Here is a 25,309-nt window from a genome sequence, read left to right on the forward strand (position 1 = left end):
GCTCACTCACGGAGCAAAATCCGACCGTCCGTTGCCGCTGGATCGGCCATGTAATCCGCCAGATGCATGCCATGGGCCGAGCCGGCCAGCAACAAGCCAGCAAAACTTGGCCGGTTGATGACGGTATTGGCCCCAGCCTGCCGTGCAATCGCCTCGTTATCAAGCGAGCAAATCACGCTGCTGATCGTGAGGAACGGCGCGATGCGGCGTGCGGTCAGAACAGCTACGTCCAGCGCTTCCGCGTTTCGCAGCGCCGCAGGATTGTTGTCTATGACGACGATCGTGTCAGGATGGGCGCCCCGACGGATCAGTTCGGTTGTTGCCTCGGATCCACTGTTGCCGAAGCCTGCGATCACGACATGATCAGGCAGCTGCCTCTGGAGTACGGCCATACGCCACCGCGTCCACACACGCTTGAGCAAAAAATCGTAAGCCGTCCCCAAGAAGATGAGCCACACGAACAGCCGGATTGGCGTCAAGACGAAAGTATCGAACAGTCGCGACTGTTGGGTAACCGGCACGATATCGCCGTATCCGACGGTCGTGACGGTGTTCATGGTGAAATAGAGGATGTCGGCAAAGGTGACCGCCTCGCCCGAGGATTGGCGAAGGCCGTCGCGATCGAACCGATGAACTGCCAGCGCGATGCTGATAAGCGCTAAAGCGAGCAAGGCTCGCCATGACAAGGCTAGCCAAAGCGGCGTGCGGCCGCGTCGATAAAGCTGACAATCAGGCATTTGGCTGTTAATCTCCACAACGCCGGGTCAGTTCTTGGCGGTTCATGCAGGTGTACCCTGCCTCGGCGCCTCGAAGGTCGCCCAATCGCCTTCTTCGCTCGGGCGAGGCGGTGGGCCAGCGATACCGTCGGTTTCACGACCGGTGCGAAGCCGGTGCAGGTGTACCTTGGCGATCATGTTGGCCGAAATTGGCGCGGTGATGAAAAGAAACAGCGAAATCAGAAGTTCATGCGCGGTCCAGATGCCCAGCCGCGCCTGGAAATAGATGACCGAGGCAAGGAGAAGCGCACCAAGGCCGAGCGTCGTTGCCTTGGTCGGCCCATGCAGCCGCTCCATGGTCGATGGCAGGCGGACCAGGCCCCAACTTCCGATAAGTGCGAAGCCGGCGCCCAGAAGCAACAGCACGACGATGGCGATGTCGGCGATGATGCTCATTCGACGATGTCCCCGCGCAGGATGAATTTGCAATAGGCGATGGTGCCGACAAATCCGACCATCGCCAGCAACAGAGCGGCTTCGAAATAGGTGTCGTTGTTGCCGTTCATACCGATCAGGACGATCAACGCGATCGCGTTGACGACCATCGTGTCGAGTGCGACGATCCGGTCGCCCAGTGCAGGTCCACGGAGCAGCCGCCACATGTTCAGCAGCAAGGCAAGCGCGATGCAGCCAGCCGCCATACGGAGCGCGATGTCGATCATGCGAAAATCCGTTGCAGACGTGCTTCGTAGCGTGCCTTTATCCGTGCGACCTCCGCCGCCTCGTCGGCGACATCGAGCGCGTGGACCAGCAGGAAACGCCCATCGGCCGAAACGTCCGAGGATACGGTGCCGGGCGTCAGGCTGATCGTGCCAGCCAGCATGGTGATCGCCTCCGGCGCGGCCAGGTCGATCGGCACGATCAACCAGCGTGCATGCAAATCGCGGTTGCGCCGAAACAGGATCACCCACGCAACCTGGAAATTCGCGAGAATGATGTCGAGCCCTACGATGGCCAGATAGCCCGCAAGGGCGCTGCCGAAACGCACCCGGGGCCGGTCCGGCCAGAAAGGCTGTGTGAATTTGGGCAGGATCAGCGCGAAGATCCCGCCCAGTACCACGCCCCCGACCGTAATGCTGTTAACCATCACCAGCCAAACGGCCAGCAGCATCGCCGAGAGCGCTGGATGGGGCAACAGGCGCTTCATAGCGTCGCTCCCAATATGGCCGTAACATAACGATCAGGAGCCATGACCTGCACGGCGGTGGCGCGTGTCTGTGTCGTCACCCACCCCGCCGCTATGGTGAGCAACACCAACATCGCAAGCAGCATGATCGGCGCGACGAACTCGGCGTTTGCCCGGCGGGAAGCTGCGATGGCGTCGGCGTACTCCGGTGCGGCTTTCCAGAACAGGGTCGAGCCGCTGCGCGAAAAACCGATGACACCGACGAGCGTGGTTGCGAGGATCGTCGCCCAGATCGCCTGCCACCCTGGAATGGCAAAACTCGCGTCAAGGATCAGCAACTTGCCAACAAACCCTGCCAGTGGCGGCAGCCCCACGGCCGCGATCGCCGCGACGAGGTACAGTAGCCCAGCCATATCCTGCCCGGCAAAGTGCGGGCTCGGCACGATCGCGTCGGCATATTGGCCGCGACGCCGCATCGTTACATCGGCGACGAGGAACAAGGCCGCTCCCGCCAGCGTCGCCTGTACCATATAGTAGAGCGCGGCCGCCAGCGTCACCTCTTGCCATAAGGATACGGGCATAAGCAGCGTGCCCGTGGACGCCAGTACCGCAAACGCCGCCTGTTCGCGCATCCCGCGTGCTGCCAGTATCCCGACAAAGCCGATAACAGCCCCAAGGATGGCGGCGGGCAGCAGATAGGGTGCAGGCACCCAGGACGCGGCACCCGCCTGTGCGCCGAAGATCAACGGCACGGTGCGGATCATTGCGTAGACGCCGACCTTGGTCATGATCGCAAACAGGGCGGCCACCACCGGCATCGTGGCGGCATAGGTGCGCGGCAACCAGAGATGGATCGGCACCACCGCCGCCTTCAGGCCGAACACCGTCATGAGCAGTAGCCCGGCAATGCGGAGCAGCCCCTGATCCGCTGGCCCGAGCAGTGCGACCTTGACGGCCAAATCCGCCATGTTGAGCGTCGAGGTGAGACCATAGAGCAGACCCAGCGCGATCAGGAACAGCGCGGACCCGACGATATTGACGACGACATACGCAACCCCGGCCTTGAGACGCAGTGCGCCCTGTCCGTGCAGCATCAGGCCATAGGAGGCGATCAGCAGCACCTCGAAGAACACGAAAAGATTGAACAGGTCGCCGGTCAGGAATGCGCCGTTCAGTCCCATCAGTTGGAAATGGAACAGCGGATGGAGATGCCAGCCCCGCTGGTCGGCGCCGGTGATGATCGCGTGGACCAAGACGCTCATTGCCAGCACCGCCACCAGCACCAGCATCATCGCGGCAAGACGGTCGAGTATCAGGACGATTCCGAACGGCGCCGGCCAGCCGCCGAGCATATAGCTACGGATAACATCATCCTGCGCTATCGCAAACGCGGCGATTGCCGCGACCAGCATAGCGGCGCAACCCGCAAGCGACACGGCCACCGCGGCCGTCTTATGCCGGCGCATGAGCAACATCGTAACGGGCGCGATCACCGCCGGGATGACGATCGGTGTGATCGACAGATGGTCGAGAAGGATCACGATGCGCCCTCCCCGTCTGTCTTGATCATACCATCGACCTGGTCCGACCCGCTTTCGAGGAAGCTGCGCAAGGACAGGATCACGGTCAGGGCGGTCATGCCAAAGGTGATCACGATCGCGGTCAGGACGAGCGCCTGGGGAAGTGGATCGGCATGCTCAACCACGTCCTTGGCATAGAGCGGTGGCCGATCAACGATGAGCCGCCCGATCGCAAACAGAAACAGATTGACCGCATAGGACAGCAGCGTCAGCCCCAGCACCACCTGAAAGGTTCGGCCACGCAAGGCCAGATAGATGCCACCCGCAACCAGCACGGCGATGGCGGAAGCCACGAGGAATTCAAGGCTCATGCGGCATCATTCCCATCGTGCTTGGCGGCCCGCTGCGCGACATGGGCGAGTTGCGCCAGCGCCATCGTTACCGCGCCGACCACGACACAGACGACGCCAAGATCGAACAGCGTCGCCGTGGCGAGCTCAAACTCGCCAATCAGCGGCAGATGAAAATGGCCGAAGCTGCTCGTCAGGAACGGTGCTCCGAACAGCAGCGAACCAAGGCCCGTCGCCACCGCGATCAGCACGCCCAATCCGATGAGCTGATGTTCTCCGATCCGTCGCCGCGCATCGGTCCAATCGAAACCGGAAGCCAGATATTGCAGCAAGATTGCGATGGAGAAGACCAAAGCCGCGATAAAGCCACCGCCCGGCTGATTATGTCCGCGCAGGAAGATGTACAGTCCAACCAACAGCGCGAGTGGTAGCAGCAACCGTGTCGCCATCACGAACATCATCGGGTGCCGCTCCGGCGAGAAGCGGTCCCGGGAACGCCATTCACGCAACCGTCGACCGGCAGTGCCATGCGCAGCTGGTTCGAGCAGCGCAAAGATCGCAAGCCCGGCGATGCCGAGAACCGTGATTTCGCCCATGGTATCGAAGGCGCGGAAGTCGACCAGCGTGACGTTGACGACGTTGGTACCCCCGCCACCCGAATAGCTGTTTTCCCAATGGAAACGCGAAACCCCCTCGCGCGCTGCTCGCGTCATGATCGCCCAGGCGAGCCAGCCGGTGCCGATCCCGCCGACCGCCGCGATCATGCCGTCACGAACCCGACGAGATACGCTGGAGAGGCGCGGCGGATTGCCGGGAAGCAGATGCAGTGCCAGCAGCATCAGCAGGATCGTCACCACCTCGACAGCGATTTGCGTCAGGGCAAGGTCGGGGGCGGACAGGTGGATGAAGGCCAGGGCCATGATCAGGCCGATGACGCTGATGAATATCAGTGCGAGATAACGCTGCCGATCGGTCACCAACACCGCCACCGTCGCCATGATCAGCGCCGCCCAAGCGACGATCGCCGCCGGAGACGCGGATGTGCTCGGACGCGTTCCCGCCAATACATCGAAACGCCATGCGGCATCGACGCATAGCGCCACCGCGACAACGAACAGCACCAATAGATAGCGTTGCAGCGACGCGACGTGGATGATGCTCGATAGATGACGAAGCCGTTCCACCGATGCCGCCATAATCCTATCGAACAGGCGTTTGGCGTCGAGTGACGGCAGGATAGCGACCGCCCTGGCAAAGGCTGAATAACGCGAAAGCACCACGAGCGCGATTGCCACCGCGCCAAGGCTCATCGCCAAGGCAGGATTGATGCCATGCCAGAGCGCCAGATGTAATTCCGGTTTCGCTGCCCGCGTCACCGCCGCACTTGCAGCGGCCACCAAAGGGCCCGCCAACATCATCGGCAATAGCCCGAGTGCCAGAGCCAGCGCACCGAGAATGGCAGGCGGCCCGAGCAGGATCGCTCCCGGATCATGGGGCGCGGCGGCCTTGCCAGCGTATCGCTTGCCGAAATGCAGCGCTATGCCGTAGCGCAGCGAGTACGCCGCTGACAGCATCGCGCCAATCGCTGCCAGCACGGGCACCAACAGCCCCTGCCCTGCCAACGTCGTGTGGACGCTTTCCTCCAGCATCATCTCCTTGGAGATGAACCCGCCGAGCGGCGGCAACCCCGCCATTGCAGCAGCAGCCAGCACCCCGAGCGTCGCGGTAAGCGGCATCACTGCGGCCAGACCGCTGAGGCGCCGAATGTCACGCGTGCCGGTTTCGTGGTCGATGATGCCCGCATGCATGAACAGCGCCGCCTTGAAAGCGGCATGGTTCAAGATGTGAAAGACCGCCGCCGTCACGGCCGCGCCCGTGCCGAAGCCGAGCAGCATGACCATCAGCCCCAATTGACTGATCGTCGAGTAGGCAAGAATGGCTTTCAGGTCGAAGCGGAACAACGCCACGCCTGCGCCAAAGAGCATGGTCACCAGCCCGACCGGCGCAACGATGGCGAACCACAGTTCGCTTCCCGCCAGCACGGGCCAGAGCCTGGCAAGCAGGAACACGCCCGCCTTCACCATTGTCGCGGAATGGAGATAGGCGCTGACCGGGGTCGGTGCGGCCATTGCATGCGGCAGCCAGAAGTGGAACGGAAACTGCGCCGACTTGGTGAAGGCACCCACCAGGATCAGGATCAGGATCGCCGGGTAGAAGGGCGAGGCCTGCACCAATTCGACCCGCGACAGGATCGTCGCCAAGTCATAGCTGCCCGCAGCCTTCCCGAGCAGTATCATGCCTGCGATCAGCGCGAGACCACCCCCGCCTGTGATCGTCAGCGCCATGCGAGCGCCCTGCCGCGCATCTGCCCGGTCACGCCAGAAGCCAATGAGCAGGAAGGACGCCAAGCTGGTCAATTCCCAGAATACCAGCATCAGCAGCACGTTGCTGGACAGGGCGATGCCGACCATCGCCCCTTGGAACAGCATCAGGAACGACAGGAACCGCGCCGTCGGCTCGCCCTTGGCCAGATACCCTTGCGCGTAGATGATGACGAGCAGTCCGATAGCGAGGATCAGTCCGGCGAACAGTAGCGCCAGCGGGTCGAGCCACAGGCTGAAGTTGAGGCCGAGGGCCGGTAGCCACGCGATCGTCACCGTCAGGATTTGGCCGGAAAGTACAGCACTTACCTGCGACAGCAACACGGCCAGTCCGCCCGCACTGCCAATTGCGGCGATCAGCATGTGCGCGCGACGCGACGCGTGCCGGGCCAGCATCAACAGGATGACCGTGGCAAACGGCAGGACAATAAGGGTCAGCAACACCATCCGCAGCTCCCTTATGCAACTTGCCGGATCACGCCTCGATAGCGGCGGGCAAGGCCATTGGCGGCCGCCCGTGATCTTTTCGAATTCAAGGAAGCGGGACGCGGCTCAGAGCGCGGGGCCGTTCTTGTGAAGACGGCGCAAATAACGGCGGACAAGAAGGTCGGCACGGGCAAGCCGCTGCTCCAGGCAAAAGGGTTCGCCGTTGGCGGCCCGACCAACGTTAGAACCTGCCCGCATCACCTATTTGCGAACACCCACGCAGGGTATTGCCTGATAGGTGGCGCGTTCACAACCCCGCGCCTGCCGTTCAGCGATCCGGCACCGACGCCTTCCGCGCGATTGCGGTTTCGGCATGACGCCACCGTTCCAGTTGCGTCAGGACATCATGAGCGATCTGCCCGGCAGTGAAGCCGGTCAGATCGCGAAAACCAGTTTCGCCGTTGGTCTGCGCTGCGAGCATCCATGCAAGGCTGCGGCGGCTCTCGGGTGCCTCCAACGCGGTGTAGGCGGCCAGAGGACGCGATCGTGGCGACAGGCGATAGACGAAGGGCCTGCCATCCGACGCGGTAATGGTAAGTTCGACCGAGCCTTCGGCGCTTTCCAACGTGCTTGCCGGCCAGCCTTCCTTCTCCATCGCATCCCGAACGGATTGCAGGGCCGGTTCGCCGGTGCCGACAAGCTGCTGGAGAATATCGGCACGACGCGCCGGGATGAGCAGCCGCTTGATCCGCTCCCCGACCGACTTCATGTCACCCGGGAGAGTCACGCCTGCCAGATCGGCGTTGGTCTGACGAACAAGACCGACGGCCAGCAGCAGCATGATGAAACAAAAGGGCAATGCAGCGAGCAAGGTTGCCGACTGCAATGCACCAAGGCCGCCTGCCACCAGCAGCAAGGTCGCCGTAACCCCCAGCAACACGCACCAATATACACGCTGCCACCGAGGCGTGTCCTCCACGCCGCCTGATGCCAAGGTGTCGATCACCAGCGCTCCGGAATCGGCAGACGTCACGAAGAAGAAGGCGACCAATACGATCGCCAGCGTCGAGGTCACGCTGGCGGCGGGCAGATATTCCAGGAACTTGAACAAGGCAGTAGACAGGTTCGCCTGTACCGCATTGGCGATGCCACCGGCTGCCCAGCCAAGGTCGAGCGAGATCGCGGTGTTGCCAAACACCGTCATCCACAAAAAGGTGAACGCGGTCGGCACGAACAGCACACCGATCACAAATTCACGGATGGTACGGCCGCGAGAGATGCGCGCGATGAACATGCCCACGAACGGCGACCACGCGATCCACCACGCCCAATAGAATAGCGTCCAGTCCGCCATCCACGCCCGCGGCTCGTAGGCATAGAGGGTAAAGGTCCGCATCACGAAATGATCTAGATACAGGCCGAAATTCTGCACGAGCGCGCGCAGCAGGAACAGGGTCGGGCCGACCGCCATCACGAACAGCATCAGCAGAACGGCAAATACCAGGTTCAGTTCGGACAAACGGCGAATGCCGCGGTCTGCGCCGCTCAGTACCGACAGCGTCGCCGCGCCCATGACCAGAACGATCACCCCGATCTTCACCGTCGTCGTATCGGGCAGGCCATATTCATAGGCCAAGCCCGCCGTCATCTGCGACACGCCGAAGCCCAGCGATGTGGATACGCCGAACACGGTGCCGCATACCGCAAAGATGTCGATGGCATCGCCCAGGGGGCCGTTGATGCGCTTGCCGAGGATTGGTGACAGGCCGGAGCGCAGCGTCAGCGGCATATCCTTGCGATAGGTGAAATAGGCCAGGCTCATGCCGACCAGCGCGTAGATCGCCCACGCATGGACGCCGTAATGATGAAAGGTGATGGCCATCGCCTCACGGGCGGCCAGGATAGTGCCGCTCGGCGCTTCCGGCGGCGAGATATAATGCTGGATAGGTTCAGCCACCGCGAAATACATCAGCCCGATGCCCATGCCTGCCGCAAACAGCATGGCCAGCCACGACAGATAGGGGAAGTCCGGCTCGGCATCGTCGGGACCGAGCTTCAGCTTGCCCGCCGGGCCGAAGCCCAGCGCCAGCACCACAACCAGAAACACAGCAACCGACGAGATATAGAACCAGCCGAACGTATCGATCGCCCAACTCTGCGCCGCCTTGAATGCGGCATCGGCAGTACCGGGCATGGCAAGCGTCGTTGCCAGCAACAGGGCAATGATCGCCGATGCGCCCCAGAACACGCGGGGGTTGATCTCGCTCTTCATCATATCACTGGCTTAGCACCAATAGGCGCCATTTGTCAGAGGGAGCGACGCTGTTTTGTGCCTTTGCCGCTGAAAAGCAGCAGCATGGCCGGTCAACAACATGCGCGCAGGTCAAATCGTGACTGCAAGCGATGGCTCATCTGACTTCCCCGCCGGAGGGGCAGATGTTACTGGCATCACAGGGTTTTTTAGATCCCCGGAACGCTGGATGCCTTATAGAATGCTGTCCACCTCACTCAGTCAAGATTATCACAAGCTCACCAGTGTACGGCTGCTCCCAACCCACAGCGCGGTTTTGGATGGATGTTGCAAGACGGTGATGGATTGCCGCCAGCGGCGATAACGAACGCCACACCGTCGTCAGGTCATTCACCCGCGGCTTCTCGCCTGACGCCTCCTGTGGTGAGAGTACCGTTGAAACCTGTGGAGCTTGCCCGCCGCTCCTCCACATGACACGGCGGGGTACGGTTTGACATGGAGGTCGGGAACGCCCTCTTGCATCTCGGAAGCGGCCCTTCACGGCCTCAAGCCTTTCGAAAACCGCTCATTCATGCACGGCTGTCGCAGGGCCGACCGAAGTGCCGATGAACGAACCGCGTCGCCGGGCATTCTGAACCGACACCCTCGCCACGATGCGGAGCAACGACCATGAAGACCAGTGGCAACACAATCCTGATGACCGGCGGCGGCAGCGGGATCGGCGAAGCACTAGCCCACCGGTTCCACGATCGCGGCGATACGGTGATCATCGCCGGTCGCCGCGAAGAGGCGCTCCAGCGCGCCGCTGCGGGGCGGGACCGCATCCACACCATCACCCTCGACCTCGAGGACGCAGCAAGTATTGACGCTTTCGCCAAGCAAGTCGTGGCGGACTTTCCATCGCTGAACGTGCTGTTCAACAACGCGGGCATCATGAAGTTCGAAGACCTGACCACCCGCCGCGATCTCACGGATGCCGAGGCGACGCTGGCGATCAACGTTCTGGGCACAATCCGACTCACGAACGCACTGGTCGACTATCTGAAGGGTCAACCCGATGCCGCGATCGTGACCGTCACGTCCGGCCTCGCCTATGTGCCGCTTGTGGCGGCTCCGACCTATTCGGCGACAAAGGCGGCCATCCACTCCTACACGGTCTCGTTGCGGACGCAGCTTGCGGGCGAAATCGAAGTGATCGAGCTGGCGCCTCCGGGCGTACAGACCGACCTTACGCCGGGGCAGGCGAACCGTCCGGGTTACATGCCGCTCGACGCCTTCGCCGACGCGGTCGCCGCGCAATTCGCCCAACAACCGACGCCGCCAGACATTCTGGTCGACGAAGTGCAGTTCCTGCGACAAGCCGAGCGCGAGGGCCGGTTTGACGAAACCTTGAAAACCTTGACGGAGCGCGCGGCAAAGCAGCGTCAGGCGGTGGGAGACTGACCGGAACAGGCCCGGACCCATTGGCTGCGTTTTTTGACGATCGCGGTGTATGGCGCCGGTCTAGGCAGACCTCAGCAGATATCTTGAACATCTGCTTCAACGGCAGCGCGGTGCGGTTGTGATCCACTGTGCACGGCCTTTATGCGGATGGGCAAAGTGTCGGGTTTAGGCTGCCCGGCCAAAATCCGTATGTTGGGAGCATGACTGACACGAGCCAGATAGTCGTTCGCACCGCATCGGGCACGGTGCGGGGCCGGTGCTGCGACGGCATCCTGCACTTTGCGAACCTGCCTTATGCCGCCGCGCCGGTCGGCCCGCGCCGCTTCGCTGCCCCTGCTCCGGTGGACGCCTGGGACGGTGTCCGCGATCTGCCTCTGTCCGGTGCTACCGCGCCGCAACGTCTCCGTGCGGTGCCCGGGCTCGATATCGAACCGCTCGTCGGCACCGGGTGGACAGCCGGTGACGATTATCTGACGCTCGACATATGGACACCCGCGGGTGGCGATCGACCATGGCCGGTCATGGTCTTCGTGCACGGCGGTGGGTTCGTGATCGGCAGCAAGGATGCCGCGGTGCAGGACGGGGCCACCTTCGCACGCGATGGCGTCGTCTGCGTTTCGATCAACTACCGGCTCGGCGTCGACGGCTTCCTGCCGATCCCCGGCGTTCCGACAAATCTCGGGCTTCGCGACATCATTGCTGCCCTTGGCTGGGTACGCGATGAGATCGCAGCCTTTGGCGGCGATCCGGCCAACGTTACCATCTTCGGCGAATCGGCGGGTGCCATGGCGATCGCCGACCTCGTCACCTCGCCGCTCGCGTCCGGCCTGTTCCGACGCGCGATCATCCAGAGCGGGCATGGCGCCATGACCCGCGAAACCGCCGTCGCGCGCCGCCTGGTCGACACGCTCGCCAAGCTGCTCGGGATCGCGCCGACCCAGGACGGGTTCGCCTCGGTCGAGGCGGAAGCGATGCTCGACGCGGTGGAAAAGGTGTCGCTGCCGACGGCGCGGATCGACCTGCGCGGCCCCGACGGGCGTGAGCCGGTGTTCGGCATCAGCCGGTTCGTTCCCGTACACGGCGATGATCTCCTGCCGCTTCCGCCCCTCGATGCGCTCGGGGCCGGCGCGGGCAAGGAGGTGGATGTCCTGATCGGCACCAATGCCGAGGAGATGAACCTCTACCTCGTGCCCAGCGGCGTCCGCGACAGGATCGGTCGGCTGCTCGCCTGGGTCGTGCTGCGCAAGTCGCAGCCGCGCGCCTGGTCCGTTCTCAAGGCATATGGCGCCGGCCGCAAGCGTGGCGGCCGCGCGCTGACCGATGCGATGAGCGACCTCGTCTTCCGTTGGCCCGCCCGCCGCTTCGCCGAGGAGCATCGGGGCCGCACCCATGTCTACGAGCTGGAATGGCGCTCACCCGCCTTTGCCGGCGAACTCGGCGCGGCGCATGCTGTCGAAAACCCGTTCGTCTTCGACACGCTTGCCGCCGCCAGCGGACCGCAAGGACTGCTCGGCGAAAACCCGCCGCAGGAACTCGCCACCCGCATGCACCGCCTGTGGATCGACTTTGCGACCGATGGCTCGTTGCCCTGGGCGGCGTTCGACCGCGAAACCCGCCAGGTCTATCGCATGGCCGCCGGTGAAGCCGCCTACGAGGCGCCGATGCCCGCCGCCGCCTTTCTCCCCTGACAGGACCAGCCATGTACGCCAATCGTCTACGCCTCGACGGCCGCACCGCGTTCGTCACCGGCGGCGCACAAGGCATCGGCTGGGCCTGTGCCGACGCACTCGCCGAGTTCGGGGCCGTCGTGACCATCGCCGACCGGGACCCCGATCTGCTCGCCCGCGGCCTGGACGCCCTTCGCGCCAAGGGCCACGCGGTGGAGGGTATCCTTCTCGACGTCGCTGACGCCGCCGCCGTTACCGCGATCGCCGACCGGATGGGCGGTGCCGACATCCTCGTCAACAATGCCGGCATCGCGCGGAGCGACACGCCTGCCGAGGAGGTTGCCGACGAGCAGTGGCGACATGTTCTGGACGTCAATCTGAACGGCACCTTCTGGTGCGCGCGGGCCTTTGGTCGCCACATGCTGGCAAGGGGCAGCGGATCGATCGTCAACATCGGCTCGATGTCGGGCTTCATCGTCAATCGCCCGCAGCCGCAAAGCTATTACAATGCGTCCAAGGCTGCGGTGCATCAGCTGACGAAAAGCCTGGCGGCGGAGTGGGCGGACCGCGGGGTCCGCGTCAACGCGGTGGCGCCGACCTATATCGCCACTCCGCTCAATGCCTTTGCCGACCGGGGAAGCGAGATGTACCGCCGCTGGATCGACGGCACGCCGCAGGCGCGACTCGGCGAACCGGAGGAAGTCGCGGCAATCGTTGCCTTTCTGGCGTCAGACGCCGCCAGCCTGATGACCGGCAGCATCGTGCTCGCCGATGGCGGCTATTCGTGCTGGTAGGTCAAGCACAAGAGCCGATCGGCAAAGTCGGGCGACCTTTCCGATAGGTTAAAACGCCCGCATACCTATCCGACAGGTGGACGACACGATCCGCCGACATCGGAGAGGAACCTCATGCGTCGTTCGCTGCTCGTCCTGACCACCGCCATCACGCTCGTATCCCCCGCCTTCGCGGCGGCACAGGCCTTGCCCGTGCAGGGCGCGCAGACCACGAACCAGGGCACGCCCGCCGATCCGCAGGCGGATACCGGCGCACAGACCAACCCGGCCGCGTCCGACATCGTCGTCACCGCCCGCCGCCGCGAGGAACGGTTGCAGGACGTGCCGATCGCGGTCACCGCCATTTCGGGCGACGCGATCAAGCAGCAGCAGCTCGTCGTCGTCCGCGACGTCGCCGCCTATACGCCCGGCCTCAACATCAACTCGGATTCGGTCGGACGCGCCTTTGTCTCGATCCGCGGCATCGGCACCACGCTGATCGATACCGTGCAGCCGGGCGTCGGCATCTTCATCGACGGTATCTACCAGCCCAACACCACCTATCTCAACTCGCCGCTGGTCGATGTCGCGCGGGTGGAGGTGCTGCGCGGGCCGCAGGGCACGCTGTTCGGCAACAACACGCTGGGCGGTGCGATCAACGTGGTGACGCGGCAACCCTCCAACGAATGGCAGGGTCGCATCGACGGCGCGCTCGCCAGCGGCGACAATTACGCCTCCCTGTCGGGCAGCATCTCCGGGCCGATCGTCGCCGACGTGCTCCAGTTCCGGATCGGTGCCGCCTATCACAAGGAGGACGGGTTCCAGCGCAATCTGCTCGCCGGGGGTGACCAGAACCCGCTGGAAACCAAGAGCGTCAACGGCACGCTGCGTTTCGTGCCGGCGGACTGGGCGCGCTTCACGCTGAACGGTGGCTATGACCGCGTGTTCGGCGGCTCGACCCCCTATTTCAACGTGCGGGGTCCGCGCGACTATACCCTGGACGGCCGCAGCAACCAGCGCAGCCTTGCCACCATCGATTACTATGCCCTCAACCTGAAGGGCGAGTTCGATGTCGACAGCATCAACACCACCATCACCGCGATCGGCGCCTATAACCAGTCGGATACCCGCAGCGCCGGCGATGCCGATTATAGCCCGATCGACTTCTTCCGCTCCACCTCCGATCGCACGCTGAAGACCCGCACCGGCGAGGTTCGCTTCGATACCAAATGGAGCGACAATTTCTCCACGCTGGTCGGCGCCTTCTATGCCCGCTCGACGACGGATGCGACGACGACGACCACGGTCGTCCCCGCGAACCTGACCGCGCCCGGCACCGCGACCTCGGAAAACGAGAACATCGCCGGCTTCGCCACCGGCTTCCTGGATTTCGGCGATGGGCTCGATCTGGCGGTCGGCATCCGCTTCGACCATCAGAAGCTCGACGCCTCCACCGCCGGTCTGGCCGCCGCCTATGAGGCGAATGAGTGGCAGCCGCGCGCCACGCTGACCAAGCGCTGGACGCCGGACTTCATGACCTATGCCTCGGTCGCGCGCGGCGTTCGTGGCGGCGGTCAGAACGGCCCCGGCGCCCCCAACCTCACCTATCAGGGCGACAGCGTCTGGACCTATGAGATCGGCTCGAAAGCCAGCGCGCTTGATGGCCGCCTGACCGCCAACGTCGCCGCCTTCTATAACGACTACAAGAATTTCATCGGCGCCAATGCGCTCGCGCCCTCCACCATCCTCAACCCCGCCACCGGCCAGCCGGTCGGCTTCGTCGCGATCAACCTCAATTCGGGCGACGTCGAGAGTTACGGCGCAGAGGCGGAGCTGAGCTTCAACGTCAACAAGCTGTGGCGCGTCTATGCCAATGCCACGCTGCTCCATGCGCGGGTCACCGACTCCAGCCAGTTCAGCGCGCTGACCGGCTACGCCTATCCCGGCAACCGCATCCTGTTCGTGCCCGACGCCAATTATGCCGTCGGCACCAATCTGCGCATACCCTTTCATGGAGATCAGGCGATCGTGTTCGACACCAACGTCGTCGCCAAGGGGGACCGTACCGGCGGCTCGCTCGACGCCAATTCGGTCCCGATCCTGGAGGCCTATCACCTCGTCAACGCATCGCTCACCTGGTCCGGCGGGCCGCTGGAGGTCGGCGCTTTCGCGACCAATCTGTTCAACGAGAAGTATATCGAAACCTATCTCGATCCCTCGCTGCTGCGCCGCGCCGGGCTGCCCGCGCCGCTCGTCTCGGGGCTCGCCATTCAGACTCCGCGTCGCCGCATCGGCATCCGCGGCACGGTGCGGTTCTGACATGATCCACGCACCCCGCCCCGCCCGCCCGCCTCTCGACGAGGCATTCGTCGCCCGCCTGCGGCAACGCTTCGGCGATGCCCTAACCGTCAGCGAGGGCATCCGCCGCCAGCACGGCACCAGCGAGGCCCATTTCGCCGAGGCCCTGCCCGACGCGGTCGTCTTTGCCGCCTCGACGGAGGAGGTCGCCGATTGCGTGCGTCTCTGCGTCGCGGCGGGCGTCGCGATCGTTCCCTTTGGCGCTGGCACCTCGATCGAGGGGAACGCCTTGCCCGTCCATGGCGGCGTCAGCATCAACCTGTCGCGCATGGACGCGATCCTTGCCGTCAATGCGGGAGATTTCGACTGCACCGTCCAGGCCGGTTGCCGCCGGGAGGAGTTGAACACCCATCTGCGCGATACCGGCCTGTTCTTTCCGATCGATCCCGGTGCCAACGCGACGATCGGCGGCATGGCGTCGACCCGCGCCAGCGGCACCAACGCCGTCCGCTACGGCACGATGCGCGAGGCGGTGTTGTCGCTGACCGTGGTCACCGCCGATGGCAACGTCATCCGCACGGCCACGCGCGCGCGCAAGTCCGCGGCAGGCTACGACCTCACGCGGCTGTTCGTCGGGTCGGAGGGCACGCTCGGCATCATTACCGAGGTGACGTTGCGCCTGCATCCCATCCCCGAACAGATCATGTCGGCCGTTTGCGGGTTCGACAGCCTGCAGGGCGCGGTCGATACGGTGGTCCAGTCCATCCAGTGCGGCGTGCCGCTCGCCCGCGTCGAGATCCTGGACGACAAGCAGATCGCGGCGGTCAATCGCTGGTCGAGGCTCGATCTGCCCGAAGTGACGACCCTGTTCTTCGAATTTCATGGCTCCCCCGCCGGCGTCGCCGAACAGGTCGAAACGGTGGCTGCGCTGGCCGAGGGCAATGGGGGTGGTGCGTTCGCCTGGTCGAACCAGCCCGAGGAGCGCGCCCGGCTCTGGAAGGCACGGCATGAAGCCTATTATGCCGCGGTCAACGTCCGCCCCGGTGCGGTCGGCTGGACCACGGACGTGTGCGTGCCGATCAGCCGGCTTCCCGAATGCATCCTCCAGACCCGCGCGGATATCGATGCCGGTGCGGTTCCCGCCACGATCCTGGGCCATGTCGGCGATGGAAATTTCCACGTCATCTTTTCGATCGACCCCGAGCGGCCCGATGAGTTCGAGGCGGTCGAGCGCATCAACCGCCGGCTGGTCGAACGGGCGATCGCGATGGACGGCACCTGCACCGGCGAACACGGCATCGGCATCGGCAAGCAGGACTGGCTTGTCGCCGAGCTTGGTGACGCCGTCGATACGATGCGCGTGCTGAAACGCGCGCTCGACCCGAACAACCTGATGAACCCGGGCAAGATCTTCAGCCTGTAACCGCCGGAGCCACGCCGATGACCGATACAGCACTTGGCTACCCCGCTCCGGCAGGCGCGATCGCCGCTCCGCGGACCCTGCCGTCGCTCCTCGCCCTGACGCTGGCGATGGCGATCGGCTTCACGATGATGGCGTCGTTCGGCACCGTGCAGGAAGGCGCCAAGGTCGAACTGGGGCTCAGCGACGCGGTATTGGGTGTCATCCAAGGCGTCAGTGCCGCGCTTGCACTCGTCGTCTTCTCGATCCCGGTCGGCTTGCTGGTCGACCGTTTCAACCGCAAGCGTCTGCTGGTCGGGTTGGCGTTGCTCTGGACGCTCGGCACCGCGCTGACCGCGATTGCGACGGGGCCGGCGATGCTGTTCGTCGCGCGGCTGCTGGCGGCCACCGGCACCACCGGCGCGCTGACCGCCGCGCTGTCGCTCACCGCCGATCTGTGCGTACCGGAACGGCGGGGTCGCGCGATGCTGCTCGTCAACGTGGGCAAGATGGCGGGTCTGGGGGCCGCCTTCGGGGTCGGCGGCTGGCTTTACGGCGCGATTACCGCCGGTGCCCTGCCGATCGTCGGTGGACTGGCGCCGTGGCGCGGCACCCATGTCATCCTCGCCATCGCTGGCGTCGTTGCCCTCCTGCCCTTGCTCCTGCTTCGTGAGCCTGCCCGCCACGAGGTCGCGGCAACCACCCATGCACCCTTCCGCGCTCTCGTTGCCCAGCTATGGGTACGGCGCAGCTTCCTTGCCCCGCTGTTCGTCGGGCAGGTCGCGGTGGTGATGGCGGACAATGCCGCGCTGGTCTGGGCCGCGCCCGTCCTGTCGCGCCATTATGGCCTGCAACCCGGCGATTTCGCCGGATGGATGGGGGCGCTGGTGTTCGGCAGCGGGCTTGTCGGCACGTTGCTCGGCGGGTTCGCCGCCGACTGGGGACAGAAGAGCCGGGTTCGTGGTGGCCTTCTCCTCGGCGCCGTCATCGCCGCCGCGATCGGCATTCCCGCCGCACTGTTCCCGATCGGCCCTACCGTCACCTGGTTCGCCATCGCCTTCGGCACGCTGTCGCTATGCGGCGCGATCACCGGCCTCATCACCTCCGTCGCCCTCACCGTCCTCATCCCCAACGAATTGCGCGGCCTCTGCATCGGCGCCTTTATCGCCTTTGCCGGGCTCATCGGCTTCGGCATCGCCCCCTCCCTCGTCACCGCGATCAGCAGCCTGCTCGGCGGCGAAAGCCGTCTCGGCCCCGCGCTCGCGATCGTCGGCACCGCCACTGGCGCGCTCTCCGTCATCGGCTTCTTCCTCGCCATGCGCCGCGCCCCGTTGACTGCAATTGACTAACCTATCTGAAAGGTTCACTGTATCGTCAAAGGAGAGGATCGATGACGCCGAAGCAGCGGATCGACGTGTCACCTGAAATGCTGTCGTTCGTCGGTACGGGGCCAATCGCGTGCGACGATCTGCCACCGGCTGCGATCTGCCTGCGCTTCGATCTTGGCGAGGCGCCGACGCTCGGCTTCGGCGACCCTCTGGAGGCCGCGGTTGATGCAACGGTGGTGCTGGTCGTCACGGCAGAGGCCTGCCGCCGCATCTTCGGCCATGTGCCGACCGATCCCGGCTGCTGGCACCTTCCTGCCGATCTGGCGCTCCTGGCCGTCGCGCTGCGCGACTGCCCCCTCCCCGAACCCGCCCGCGCCACGCTACGCCTAGCCAAAAGCATCGAGCTGCTGTGTGCGACATTCGAAGAATTCGCGGATAACTCGCTGATCGCGGCCGATTCCGCAGGCGAGCTTTGCGAGCGTGACGCGGCCCGTCTCGCCGCTGCCCGCCGGCTGGTCGACGAGCGTTGGCAGGAGAAGCTGACGCTCGACACCATTGCCCGCGCCTGCGGCCTCAACCGTGCCAAGCTGACCCGCGGCTTCCGCCAGGCCTTCGGGTCCACCGTCGCCGATGCGATCGCCGACCGCCGGTTACAGGGTGCGCATCGCCTGTTGCTCGCCACCGACCTGCCGGTTTCATCGATCGGCTATCGCTGCGGCTACAGCAACAATGCCAGCTTTACCCGCGCCTTCTCACGCCGCTACGGCGTCGCGCCGACGCGGCTGCGTGCGCTGGAGGTGGCAGCGTGAGGCACGCTGCGCAACTGGAGGAAGGTGGCTCGCTCGTCGATCTGGCGGTCCGGCGCGTCCGCGATCACATTCGCGAAAGCGATCTGAAGGTCGGCGACACGCTGCCCGGCGAAGGCCAGTTTGCCGCCGAACTCGGTGTCAGCCGCGCGGTCATGCGCGAGGCGTTCGGTGCGCTGGCGGCGCTCCGCTTGATCGACGTCGGCAACGGACGCCGTGCCCGCGTCGGGGCGATCGACGGATCGGTGATGGGCACCTCCCTCGATCACGCGGTCGCCACCGCCCAGATTTCCGTCGCGGAGGTCTGGGATGTCCGCCGCACGCTCGAATTGCGCACCGCCTACCTCGCCGCACGCCACCGCAGCGACGCCGACGCACACCTCATCCTCGCCGCCGCCACCGCCATGCGCACCGCCACCGAAATCGACGACGTCACCCGCAACGACATCATCTTCCACCAGACGATCGCGCGGGCGAGCGGCAATATGCTGTTTCTTCAAATCGTTCGCTCTTTCGAACCGCTCATGAAAGTGGCCGTTCCGCTGGCTTGGGAAACACGCTCCACGGAAACTGCGCGCATCGAAGTCCTTCGCCGGCACAAGGACATTGCAGAAGCCATCGCCGACAAGGATACCGACAGAGCCTCAATGCTGATGGTTGCGCATTTCGACGAATCCATCGCCAAGGATCTTTAGCAGCACGGCTCGGCCGGGTCCCTGACCCTGTCCGGGCCAGCGCGATGTGCTTCGTCCGCTCCGCAACGCTCGGCCGATGCTGGAGCGGAACACATCAAACCGACCCCGTGATGATCCTGTAATCCCGGGCACCGAGGCAACTCAGCCGGGCGATCCGGGCATCCGCCAGTTGTGTTCGTTGCCGGCAGCTTCCGCCGTCCGATTGAGATGCGCGACGAATGTCTCGAAGATCGGCACGGTAAAGGTCACCAATACGGGATCCGCGTCCGGCTCCTTGAAGGTCAGCACGACGAAGCGTGTGCCGGTCTCATCGATCATGAGACCGGCCTCGATCGCACCGGGGCCGCTGGGACTGATCACAACCTCGCTCACGCCGGATCAGCTCGGATGCGCGGCGCTGACGACGGCATCGTCGTCGTCCTCGGTGGGGATGGTGGCGTTGCCGGCCGGGATTTCGGCCGCGGCCGCATCGTCCTGAGACAGTTTCATCTGTTCATAGGCGATTTCCAGATCCTGCACGCCCGAACCAGTCGGCTGGATGGGCAGATCGGCGAAGGTCGCGGGTTCTTCTGCCGGATTGATCTCGTCAGACACGTCATTCTCCTTGTTGCAGAGCATGAACGCACCGGCGGCCATTTCGAAGCACGGGACGGGCGAGCGGCCATATCGCCCCGCGGCCCAATGCCCTCTACCCCTTGCCCCGCTTCTGGCGGCGAACCGCCGCAAGGTCGATGCCAAGACGCTTCACCCGGTAATAGAACGTCTTGCGCGGCAATTGCAGCGCCTTGATCGCGGCTGCCACCTCGCCGTCGGCGGCGATCACCGCGTCGGTGATCGTGGCGCGCTCGAACGCGTCGAGCCGTTCGCCCAGCGATGCGGGTTCGCTCTCGACCGGTGCCCCGTCATCCAGCCCGAGGCAGATGCGCTCGGCGGCCTTTTCCAGCTCCAGCACGTTGCCCGGCCAGGGTCGCAGGGCAAGTCGATGGGCATGGTCGGCCAGCGCTGGCAGCGCGCAGCCATGGCGGTCCGCGGCACGCGCGGCAAAGTGCGCGAACAGGGTCGGAATATCCTCCTTGCGCTCGGCAAGAGGCGGCAGGCGCAGCGGCACACCCGCGAGCAGATGAAACAGGCCGGGCAGGATCTGGTCGCGCTTCCCCTCCTCCAGGGCGGCGACGATCCGCACGTCCACGCCATGCGGCTCCGGTCCGTCCAGCGGCAAGGCGCGCGCCTCGGCGAACCGGATCAGCCTGTTCTGCAATTCCGGGCCCGCGGCCTCCAGATGGTCGAGGAACAGGGTACCGCGATGCGCGCGATCGATGGCGCCGTTGCGGGCGAACAGGTCGCGCTCCACCAGCGCGACCGGCACCGTTGCGCAATCGATCACCAGGAACCGGTGGCGGGAGCGTTTTCCCGCACGATGGATCAGCCGTGCCAGATGCTCGCGCCCGGTGCCGACCTCGCCTTCGATCACCAGGTCGAGTGGTGCATTGGCCAGCAGCGGGATCATGTCGCGCAGCCGCCGGATCGCCAGGCTGTCGCCGATCAGTGCTGCTCCCTGCTGCTCGTCCGCAAAAGCGCGCAGGCGGCGGTTCTCCAGCGTCAGGGCGCGCGCCGTCGTCGCCCGGGTGACGGCGGCGACCAATGCCTCGGGATCGAAGGGCTTGGACAGGAACTCCCACGCGCCGTTCCTGATCGCCTCCACCGCCATGGCGATGTCGCCATGCCCGGTCAGCAGCAACACCGGCAGTTCCGGATCGCGTGCGCGGACCGCCGCGAAAAGTTCGAGGCCCGACATGCCGGGCATGCGCACATCGGTCACGACGACGCCGCCAAATCCGGCGGTTAGTTCGGGCAACGTGCTGGCGGCATCCGCAAAGGCGCGAACCTCGAACCCGTGGAGCGTCAGCAACTGCTCGGCTGCGGCGCGCAGATCCGGCTCGTCATCGATCAGCGCGACAAGGGGCGTGGGCAAAGCCTCGGTCATGCGCGCCGCATCCCGATCTCGAAACACGCGCCAATGGTGGAGGGCCGATGGCGCAGCCAACCGCCAAGGTCTGTCATGATGTCCTGCGCGATGACCAATCCCAATCCCAACCCCGTCGCCCGGTTCGTGTTGAACGGCGTGAACAATCGCTCCAGCACCTCGGGGGCGAAGCCGGGGCCGTTGTCCTGCACCGACAAACACACATGGGTGTCGTCCTGTGCAACGGACAGCACGATGCGCGCGGCCGGCTCGCCCATCATCGCCTGCAGCGCGTTCTGGACGAGGTTGACCAGCACCTGTTCCAGACGAACCTTGTCGCCGATCACCCTCGCGGACACCACCGGCGGCCGATCGATCGCGACGCCGCGCATCTGGGGTTGCAGGATCAGCATCGCACCCTCGATCACCGCGTCGAGCGGCACGGGGTGCAGGCTTTTCGTCTGCTTGCGCGAGAAGCCGCGCAGATGCTGCGTCATCACCCCGATCCGGTCGGCAAGGCGGGCGATCGTGGCAAGGTTGCTGCGCACATCCTCCATCCGCCCGCGATCCAGCAACAGTCCACTGGTCTGCGCATAGGTGCGGATCGCGGTGATCGGCTGGGCGGTTTCGTGCGCGACGCTGGCGGTGATCTGACCCAGCGAGGCAAGGCGGTTCGCCTGTTGCAGGCTTTCGCGAAGCTCGGCGGCGCGGGCCTCGGCCTGAATGCGCTCCTCCGCCTCGCGGCGCAGGTCCGCGGTCCGCTCGGCGACGGCCTGCGCCAGATCGGCCTCCCGCCGACGCGCCGACCCGATCCGCAAGGCCAGCGCCCCGCCGATCGCCGCCAATGCCAGAATGATCGCGCCGGTCGCCAGCGACGCGGCAAGCCGGGCAGAGGCGATGACCCGGTCGATCCGCCGCATCTGCGTCAACGTCCATCCGGCGCGCTGGACGTGCAGGCCATGGGTCACGAAGCGCTGCCCGGTGCCGTTCAGCTTCACGGTGCCATCGCCCATCGCCGATACGGGGAGCAGGTAGCGGCCGGCACCAGGCGCACCGATGTCGCGGCTGGCCTGTCTCGCCACGGCGGGGTCCAGGCGACGGATGGCCGCGAACCGCCAGTCGGCCCGACTGGTGACCAGCACGATCCCGCGCGCATCATGAACGAAGCTTATGCCCCGATCACGCGCCCACGCGCGCTCCACCCGGTCGAACTCCAGCTTGATGACGATCACGCCACCCCTGGCAATACGCCGGCTGAGATACAGGCCGGGCCGGCGGCTGACCGAACCCAGCGCATATTGCGCGCCTTCGCCGCGTAGCCGGGCCTCCCGAAAATATGGGCGAAACCGGTAATCGATGCCGACGAACGGCGCGCGCGTCCGCCAGTTGCTTGCGGCAACCGACTGGCCGTCGGGTGCGATGACGTAGATCGTCGGGGTGCCGGCGATGCGGGCCAGCCGCTCCAGCTTGCGGTTGAGCCCCAGTCGGGCGCCGGGGGTATTTGCCAGCGCGGCATGCACGTCGCGATCATCGGCCAGTGCCAGCGGCAGCAGTCGGAAACGTGCGATTTCGCTGTTCAGCAATGCCGCGCGAAGGTGCGCGTCCTGCACCACTTCTGCCCGCTGCGCCGCCAGTGTCCGCCGCTCGGCGAACTGTGCCGCCAGCATCGCACCCAGGAAGGCGAGCACCAGTGCAGCCAAAAGCCAGACCACGTTGCGAAGCGATGCGGGTCGAGTCACGCACCAGGCGGTAACGACCGGCACCATCATGTGCAAGTTCCTGCACTTTGCAGCAAGGACCTATGTCGAAACTGGCCCATGGCGATCAGCTTGGCTGACAGGATGAACCGCCAAAATGGCGGAAAACCGTCGAAAATGCGCCCCGGCATTTTGTTGTGCGGCCCGCGCCTGCGCTTCCACCACATGGATGACAGCTCATCATCGCGCGCGTCGGGCCGCTTCTATCGAGGTGACACAGTGCCTCCGGGGCCCGCCGCGCCATCCAGGCTGCGAGGACCCGACCGATGCCGACAGATTGCAATACCTCATCCGCCCGGCCCATTGCCGGCGGCGTCACCCGTCGTGGACTGATCGGCACGGCTGCGGCAGCAGGCGGAGCATCGTTGTTGCCCGCCATGGCACGTGCGCAGGACGTGACGGAGGATCATGTCGACGTGCTTCTGATCGGTGGCGGCATCATGAGCGCGACACTTGGTGTATTGCTGCACCAGCTCGAACCTAACTGGAAGATGGAACTGGTCGAGCGACTGGATCAGGTCGCCGGCGAGAGTTCGGATGGCTGGAACAATGCCGGCACCGGGCATTCCGCATTGTGCGAATTGAACTACACCCCGGTCAACGCCGCGGACGGGCGCGTCGAGATCGCAAAGGCCATCGAAATCAACGAGCAGTGGCAGGTTACGCGACAGTTCCTCAGCCACCAGGTGCGCGCCGGCGTGCTACGCGACCCGCGCGCCTTCATCAACTCGACGCCGCACATGAACCTCGTCTGGGGCCGCGACAACGTCGCCTATCTCCGCAAACGCTACGACGCGCTCGGCGCCAGCCCCCTCTTCTCCGGCATGGACTTCACCACCGACCCCCGCAAGATCGCTACCTGGGTCCCGCTGATGATGGAAGGACGCAAAGGCGGCGAGCCGCTTGCTGCGACGCGCTCGCCCCTGGGCACGGATTGCGATTGGGGTGAGGTGACGCGGCAATATATCGCGTCGCTGAAGAGGCAGCCGGGGGTCACGTTGACCACCGGCTACGAAGTACGCAAGCTGGAGCGCAATCCGGACAAGACGTGGCGGGTCACCGCGCGTGCGGTGAACGGCGGCGGTTCGCGCGTCATCAATGCCCGCTTCGTCTTTGCCGGTGCGGGCGGCGGAGCATTGTCGATCCTGCAGGAATCCGGCATTCCGGAGGCCGACAACTATGCCGGCTTCCCGGTGGGCGGATCGTTTCTGGTGAGCGAAAAGCCCGAACTGGCGAACCGCCATCTGGCCAAGGTCTATGGCAAGGCGGCGGTGGGATCGCCACCGATGTCCGTGCCCCACTTGGACACCCGCTATTTCGACAAGCGGCGCGCGCTGCTGTTCGGTCCTTTCGCGACTTTTTCCACGAAGTTCCTGAAGCATGGATCCTATCTCGATCTGCCAGGCTCGGTCACGCTGGACAATTTCCGACCGATGGTAGCGGTCGGCTGGGACAATTTCGACCTGATCGAATATCTGGCAGGGCAGTTGATGATGTCGGACGAGGATCGACTGGCGGCGCTGCGGGAATATCTGCCAGGCGCGCGCGCGGAGGATTGGCGCCTTTGGCAGGCGGGCCAGCGCGTGCAGATAATCAAACGCGATCCGAAGAAGGGTGGGGTCCTGAAACTCGGTACGGAAGTGGTGGCGTCCAGCGACGGGTCGATCGCCGCGCTGCTTGGCGCCTCGCCGGGCGCGTCCACCGCGCCGTCGATCATGCTGGGGCTGCTCAAGACGGTCTTCCCAAAGCGGCTGGCAACACCTGTTTGGCAAGATACGTTGCGCCGCATCGTTCCGTCTTACGGCATCGCGCTCAACGATCACCCCGACCTACTGGAAAAGGAATGGGCGACGACGAACGAAACGCTGCGCCTTGCTACGCCACCGCCTGCGGTGCACGTTGCCACGCGACCCCGCCCGGCAGCGACCCGGGTGCGCGTGGATCGCCATCCGGATCTGGCACTATAAGCGGATGCCGCCCGTCGCGTCACGAGCGTCGGTGTCATGAGGTGGTCGCCTGCGGCCCCCATCTGCCGCAGGTACCGCTGCAGCCGAAGAACATGGTCGACGCACAGAGGTAACAGACATGGCCGGTCCGGACGGCCGAGTTACGCCGATCGATCGATACCATTTTCGTGATTGAGATGACTTGTGTTTCCCATCACGCCGTCCGCGACGTTCGGCAGGCTCATGGCCAGGCGGGAACGGGCATCCGGGTAAACGTGCTGTCGCCGGGTCCGACGCGGACCGATCTGGCAGCGGAGGTAGTGGGCGCATCGGACATGGAGGCTTTGGGTGCGCTGACGCCCCTGGGCCGGCTTGGCGATCCGGCGGAGACGGCATCGGCTGCG

Annotated in this window: 21 protein-coding genes and 1 pseudogene; 10 read left to right on the forward strand and 12 right to left on the reverse strand. The window is 65.0% G+C overall.

Going from position 1 to position 25,309, the window contains the following annotated elements; translation table 11 throughout:
* Positions 1-5 precede the first annotated feature (5 nt).
* The 8 genes and pseudogenes from OXR08_RS11820 to OXR08_RS11855 form a co-directional block, all read right to left on the reverse strand.
* Positions 6-737 (reverse strand): annotated as a pseudogene (locus tag OXR08_RS11820) (potassium channel family protein); the annotation flags it as partial.
* A gap of 42 nt (positions 738-779) precedes the next feature.
* Positions 780-1,172, reverse strand: a complete 393-nt coding sequence (locus OXR08_RS11825; protein WP_267350056.1) for a Na+/H+ antiporter subunit G — start codon at positions 1,170-1,172, stop codon at positions 780-782.
* The gene (locus tag OXR08_RS11830) at positions 1,169-1,438 is read right to left on the reverse strand and encodes a K+/H+ antiporter subunit F (RefSeq protein WP_267350058.1); all 270 of its coding nucleotides are present in this window, start codon (positions 1,436-1,438) and stop codon (positions 1,169-1,171) included. The genes OXR08_RS11825 and OXR08_RS11830 overlap by 4 nt, the downstream gene beginning before the upstream one ends.
* A complete protein-coding gene (locus tag OXR08_RS11835; RefSeq protein WP_267350060.1) occupies positions 1,435-1,923 on the reverse strand; it encodes a Na+/H+ antiporter subunit E in 489 nt (162 codons plus the stop codon). Before OXR08_RS11835 ends, OXR08_RS11830 begins: the two co-directional genes overlap by 4 nt.
* Positions 1,920-3,443, reverse strand: coding sequence for a monovalent cation/H+ antiporter subunit D (locus OXR08_RS11840; protein ID WP_267350062.1), 1,524 nt, complete (start codon positions 3,441-3,443; stop codon positions 1,920-1,922). Before OXR08_RS11840 ends, OXR08_RS11835 begins: the two co-directional genes overlap by 4 nt.
* Positions 3,440-3,793 carry a Na+/H+ antiporter subunit C gene (locus OXR08_RS11845; protein ID WP_267350063.1) on the reverse strand — a complete coding sequence of 118 codons (354 nt, stop codon included), beginning with the start codon at positions 3,791-3,793 and terminating at the stop codon, positions 3,440-3,442. The genes OXR08_RS11840 and OXR08_RS11845 overlap by 4 nt, the downstream gene beginning before the upstream one ends.
* Positions 3,790-6,600 (reverse strand): monovalent cation/H+ antiporter subunit A, encoded by a 2,811-nt coding sequence (locus OXR08_RS11850; RefSeq protein ID WP_267350065.1) that lies wholly within the window; start codon positions 6,598-6,600, stop codon positions 3,790-3,792. Before OXR08_RS11850 ends, OXR08_RS11845 begins: the two co-directional genes overlap by 4 nt.
* A 307-nt stretch (positions 6,601-6,907) precedes the next feature.
* On the reverse strand, positions 6,908-8,854 hold the full coding sequence (locus OXR08_RS11855) for a BCCT family transporter (RefSeq protein WP_267350067.1): 1,947 nt from the start codon (positions 8,852-8,854) through the stop codon (positions 6,908-6,910).
* Between the two features lie 645 nt (positions 8,855-9,499).
* Between OXR08_RS11855 and OXR08_RS11860 the strand changes: the two genes are divergently transcribed.
* The 8 genes from OXR08_RS11860 (at position 9,500) to OXR08_RS11895 (ending at position 19,239) form a co-directional block, all read left to right on the forward strand.
* Positions 9,500-10,273 (forward strand): SDR family oxidoreductase, encoded by a 774-nt coding sequence (locus tag OXR08_RS11860; protein WP_267350069.1) that lies wholly within the window; start codon positions 9,500-9,502, stop codon positions 10,271-10,273.
* Between the two features lie 200 nt (positions 10,274-10,473).
* The gene (locus OXR08_RS11865) at positions 10,474-11,961 is read left to right on the forward strand and encodes a carboxylesterase family protein (RefSeq protein WP_267350071.1); all 1,488 of its coding nucleotides are present in this window, start codon (positions 10,474-10,476) and stop codon (positions 11,959-11,961) included.
* A gap of 11 nt (positions 11,962-11,972) precedes the next feature.
* Entirely contained in the window at positions 11,973-12,734 is a 762-nt protein-coding gene (locus OXR08_RS11870) for a glucose 1-dehydrogenase (RefSeq protein WP_267350073.1), read from the forward strand.
* Between the two features lie 114 nt (positions 12,735-12,848).
* Positions 12,849-15,032 carry a TonB-dependent receptor gene (locus OXR08_RS11875; RefSeq protein WP_267350075.1) on the forward strand — a complete coding sequence of 728 codons (2,184 nt, stop codon included), beginning with the start codon at positions 12,849-12,851 and terminating at the stop codon, positions 15,030-15,032.
* A gap of 1 nt (position 15,033) precedes the next feature.
* Positions 15,034-16,434, forward strand: a complete 1,401-nt coding sequence (locus OXR08_RS11880; protein ID WP_267350076.1) for an FAD-linked oxidase C-terminal domain-containing protein — start codon at positions 15,034-15,036, stop codon at positions 16,432-16,434.
* 17 nt (positions 16,435-16,451) lie between these two features.
* Positions 16,452-17,759 carry an MFS transporter gene (locus OXR08_RS11885; RefSeq protein ID WP_267350077.1) on the forward strand — a complete coding sequence of 436 codons (1,308 nt, stop codon included), beginning with the start codon at positions 16,452-16,454 and terminating at the stop codon, positions 17,757-17,759.
* Positions 17,760-17,800: 41 nt separating this feature from the next.
* On the forward strand, positions 17,801-18,547 hold the full coding sequence (locus OXR08_RS11890) for a helix-turn-helix transcriptional regulator (RefSeq protein WP_267350079.1): 747 nt from the start codon (positions 17,801-17,803) through the stop codon (positions 18,545-18,547).
* A complete protein-coding gene (locus tag OXR08_RS11895; protein WP_267350081.1) occupies positions 18,544-19,239 on the forward strand; it encodes an FCD domain-containing protein in 696 nt (231 codons plus the stop codon). Before OXR08_RS11890 ends, OXR08_RS11895 begins: the two co-directional genes overlap by 4 nt.
* A 141-nt stretch (positions 19,240-19,380) precedes the next feature.
* On the opposite strand, the gene OXR08_RS11900 is transcribed toward OXR08_RS11895, so the two are convergent.
* The 4 genes from OXR08_RS11900 to OXR08_RS11915 are packed head-to-tail and all read right to left on the reverse strand — an operon-like array spanning position 19,381 to position 22,914.
* Positions 19,381-19,557 carry a hypothetical protein gene (locus OXR08_RS11900; protein ID WP_267350098.1) on the reverse strand — a complete coding sequence of 59 codons (177 nt, stop codon included), beginning with the start codon at positions 19,555-19,557 and terminating at the stop codon, positions 19,381-19,383.
* A 60-nt stretch (positions 19,558-19,617) separates the two neighbouring features.
* Positions 19,618-19,875: a hypothetical protein gene (locus OXR08_RS11905; RefSeq protein WP_267350100.1), complete on the reverse strand. Its 258-nt coding sequence runs from the start codon at positions 19,873-19,875 to the stop codon at positions 19,618-19,620.
* 52 nt (positions 19,876-19,927) lie between these two features.
* The gene (locus OXR08_RS11910; RefSeq protein WP_267350102.1) at positions 19,928-21,223 is read right to left on the reverse strand and encodes a sigma-54 dependent transcriptional regulator; all 1,296 of its coding nucleotides are present in this window, start codon (positions 21,221-21,223) and stop codon (positions 19,928-19,930) included.
* Positions 21,220-22,914, reverse strand: coding sequence for an ATP-binding protein (locus OXR08_RS11915; protein ID WP_267350104.1), 1,695 nt, complete (start codon positions 22,912-22,914; stop codon positions 21,220-21,222). The genes OXR08_RS11910 and OXR08_RS11915 overlap by 4 nt, the downstream gene beginning before the upstream one ends.
* A 311-nt stretch (positions 22,915-23,225) precedes the next feature.
* Between OXR08_RS11915 and mqo the strand changes: the two genes are divergently transcribed.
* The gene (gene mqo, locus OXR08_RS11920) at positions 23,226-24,926 is read left to right on the forward strand and encodes a malate dehydrogenase (quinone) (RefSeq protein ID WP_267350106.1); all 1,701 of its coding nucleotides are present in this window, start codon (positions 23,226-23,228) and stop codon (positions 24,924-24,926) included.
* A gap of 176 nt (positions 24,927-25,102) precedes the next feature.
* Positions 25,103-25,309 (forward strand): SDR family oxidoreductase (locus OXR08_RS11925; RefSeq protein ID WP_267350108.1); only part of this gene is annotated, 207 nt, incomplete at its 3' end.

The sequence above is a fragment of the Sphingomonas sp. GM_Shp_2 genome (assembly GCF_026540875.1).
Classification (GTDB): Bacteria; Pseudomonadota; Alphaproteobacteria; order Sphingomonadales; family Sphingomonadaceae; genus Sphingomonas; species Sphingomonas carotinifaciens.

What these genes read in the sequence shown, in the direction of transcription:
- OXR08_RS11900 (WP_267350098.1), bottom strand. Translation starts at nt 19,557, where the DNA reads ATGATCGATGAGACCGGCACACGCTTCGTCGTGCTGACCTTCAAGGAG.
- OXR08_RS11830 (WP_267350058.1), bottom strand. Translation starts at nt 1,438, where the DNA reads ATGATCGACATCGCGCTCCGTATGGCGGCTGGCTGCATCGCGCTTGCC.
- OXR08_RS11910 (WP_267350102.1), bottom strand. Translation starts at nt 21,223, where the DNA reads ATGACCGAGGCTTTGCCCACGCCCCTTGTCGCGCTGATCGATGACGAG.
- OXR08_RS11880 (WP_267350076.1), top strand. Translation starts at nt 15,034, where the DNA reads ATGATCCACGCACCCCGCCCCGCCCGCCCGCCTCTCGACGAGGCATTC.
- OXR08_RS11870 (WP_267350073.1), top strand. Translation starts at nt 11,973, where the DNA reads ATGTACGCCAATCGTCTACGCCTCGACGGCCGCACCGCGTTCGTCACC.
- OXR08_RS11875 (WP_267350075.1), top strand. Translation starts at nt 12,849, where the DNA reads ATGCGTCGTTCGCTGCTCGTCCTGACCACCGCCATCACGCTCGTATCC.
- OXR08_RS11905 (WP_267350100.1), bottom strand. Translation starts at nt 19,875, where the DNA reads ATGGCCGCCGGTGCGTTCATGCTCTGCAACAAGGAGAATGACGTGTCT.
- OXR08_RS11845 (WP_267350063.1), bottom strand. Translation starts at nt 3,793, where the DNA reads ATGAGCCTTGAATTCCTCGTGGCTTCCGCCATCGCCGTGCTGGTTGCG.
- OXR08_RS11835 (WP_267350060.1), bottom strand. Translation starts at nt 1,923, where the DNA reads ATGAAGCGCCTGTTGCCCCATCCAGCGCTCTCGGCGATGCTGCTGGCC.
- OXR08_RS11865 (WP_267350071.1), top strand. Translation starts at nt 10,474, where the DNA reads ATGACTGACACGAGCCAGATAGTCGTTCGCACCGCATCGGGCACGGTG.
- OXR08_RS11825 (WP_267350056.1), bottom strand. Translation starts at nt 1,172, where the DNA reads ATGAGCATCATCGCCGACATCGCCATCGTCGTGCTGTTGCTTCTGGGC.
- mqo (WP_267350106.1), top strand. Translation starts at nt 23,226, where the DNA reads ATGCCGACAGATTGCAATACCTCATCCGCCCGGCCCATTGCCGGCGGC.
- OXR08_RS11885 (WP_267350077.1), top strand. Translation starts at nt 16,452, where the DNA reads ATGACCGATACAGCACTTGGCTACCCCGCTCCGGCAGGCGCGATCGCC.
- OXR08_RS11890 (WP_267350079.1), top strand. Translation starts at nt 17,801, where the DNA reads ATGACGCCGAAGCAGCGGATCGACGTGTCACCTGAAATGCTGTCGTTC.
- OXR08_RS11860 (WP_267350069.1), top strand. Translation starts at nt 9,500, where the DNA reads ATGAAGACCAGTGGCAACACAATCCTGATGACCGGCGGCGGCAGCGGG.
- OXR08_RS11850 (WP_267350065.1), bottom strand. Translation starts at nt 6,600, where the DNA reads ATGGTGTTGCTGACCCTTATTGTCCTGCCGTTTGCCACGGTCATCCTG.
- OXR08_RS11855 (WP_267350067.1), bottom strand. Translation starts at nt 8,854, where the DNA reads ATGATGAAGAGCGAGATCAACCCCCGCGTGTTCTGGGGCGCATCGGCG.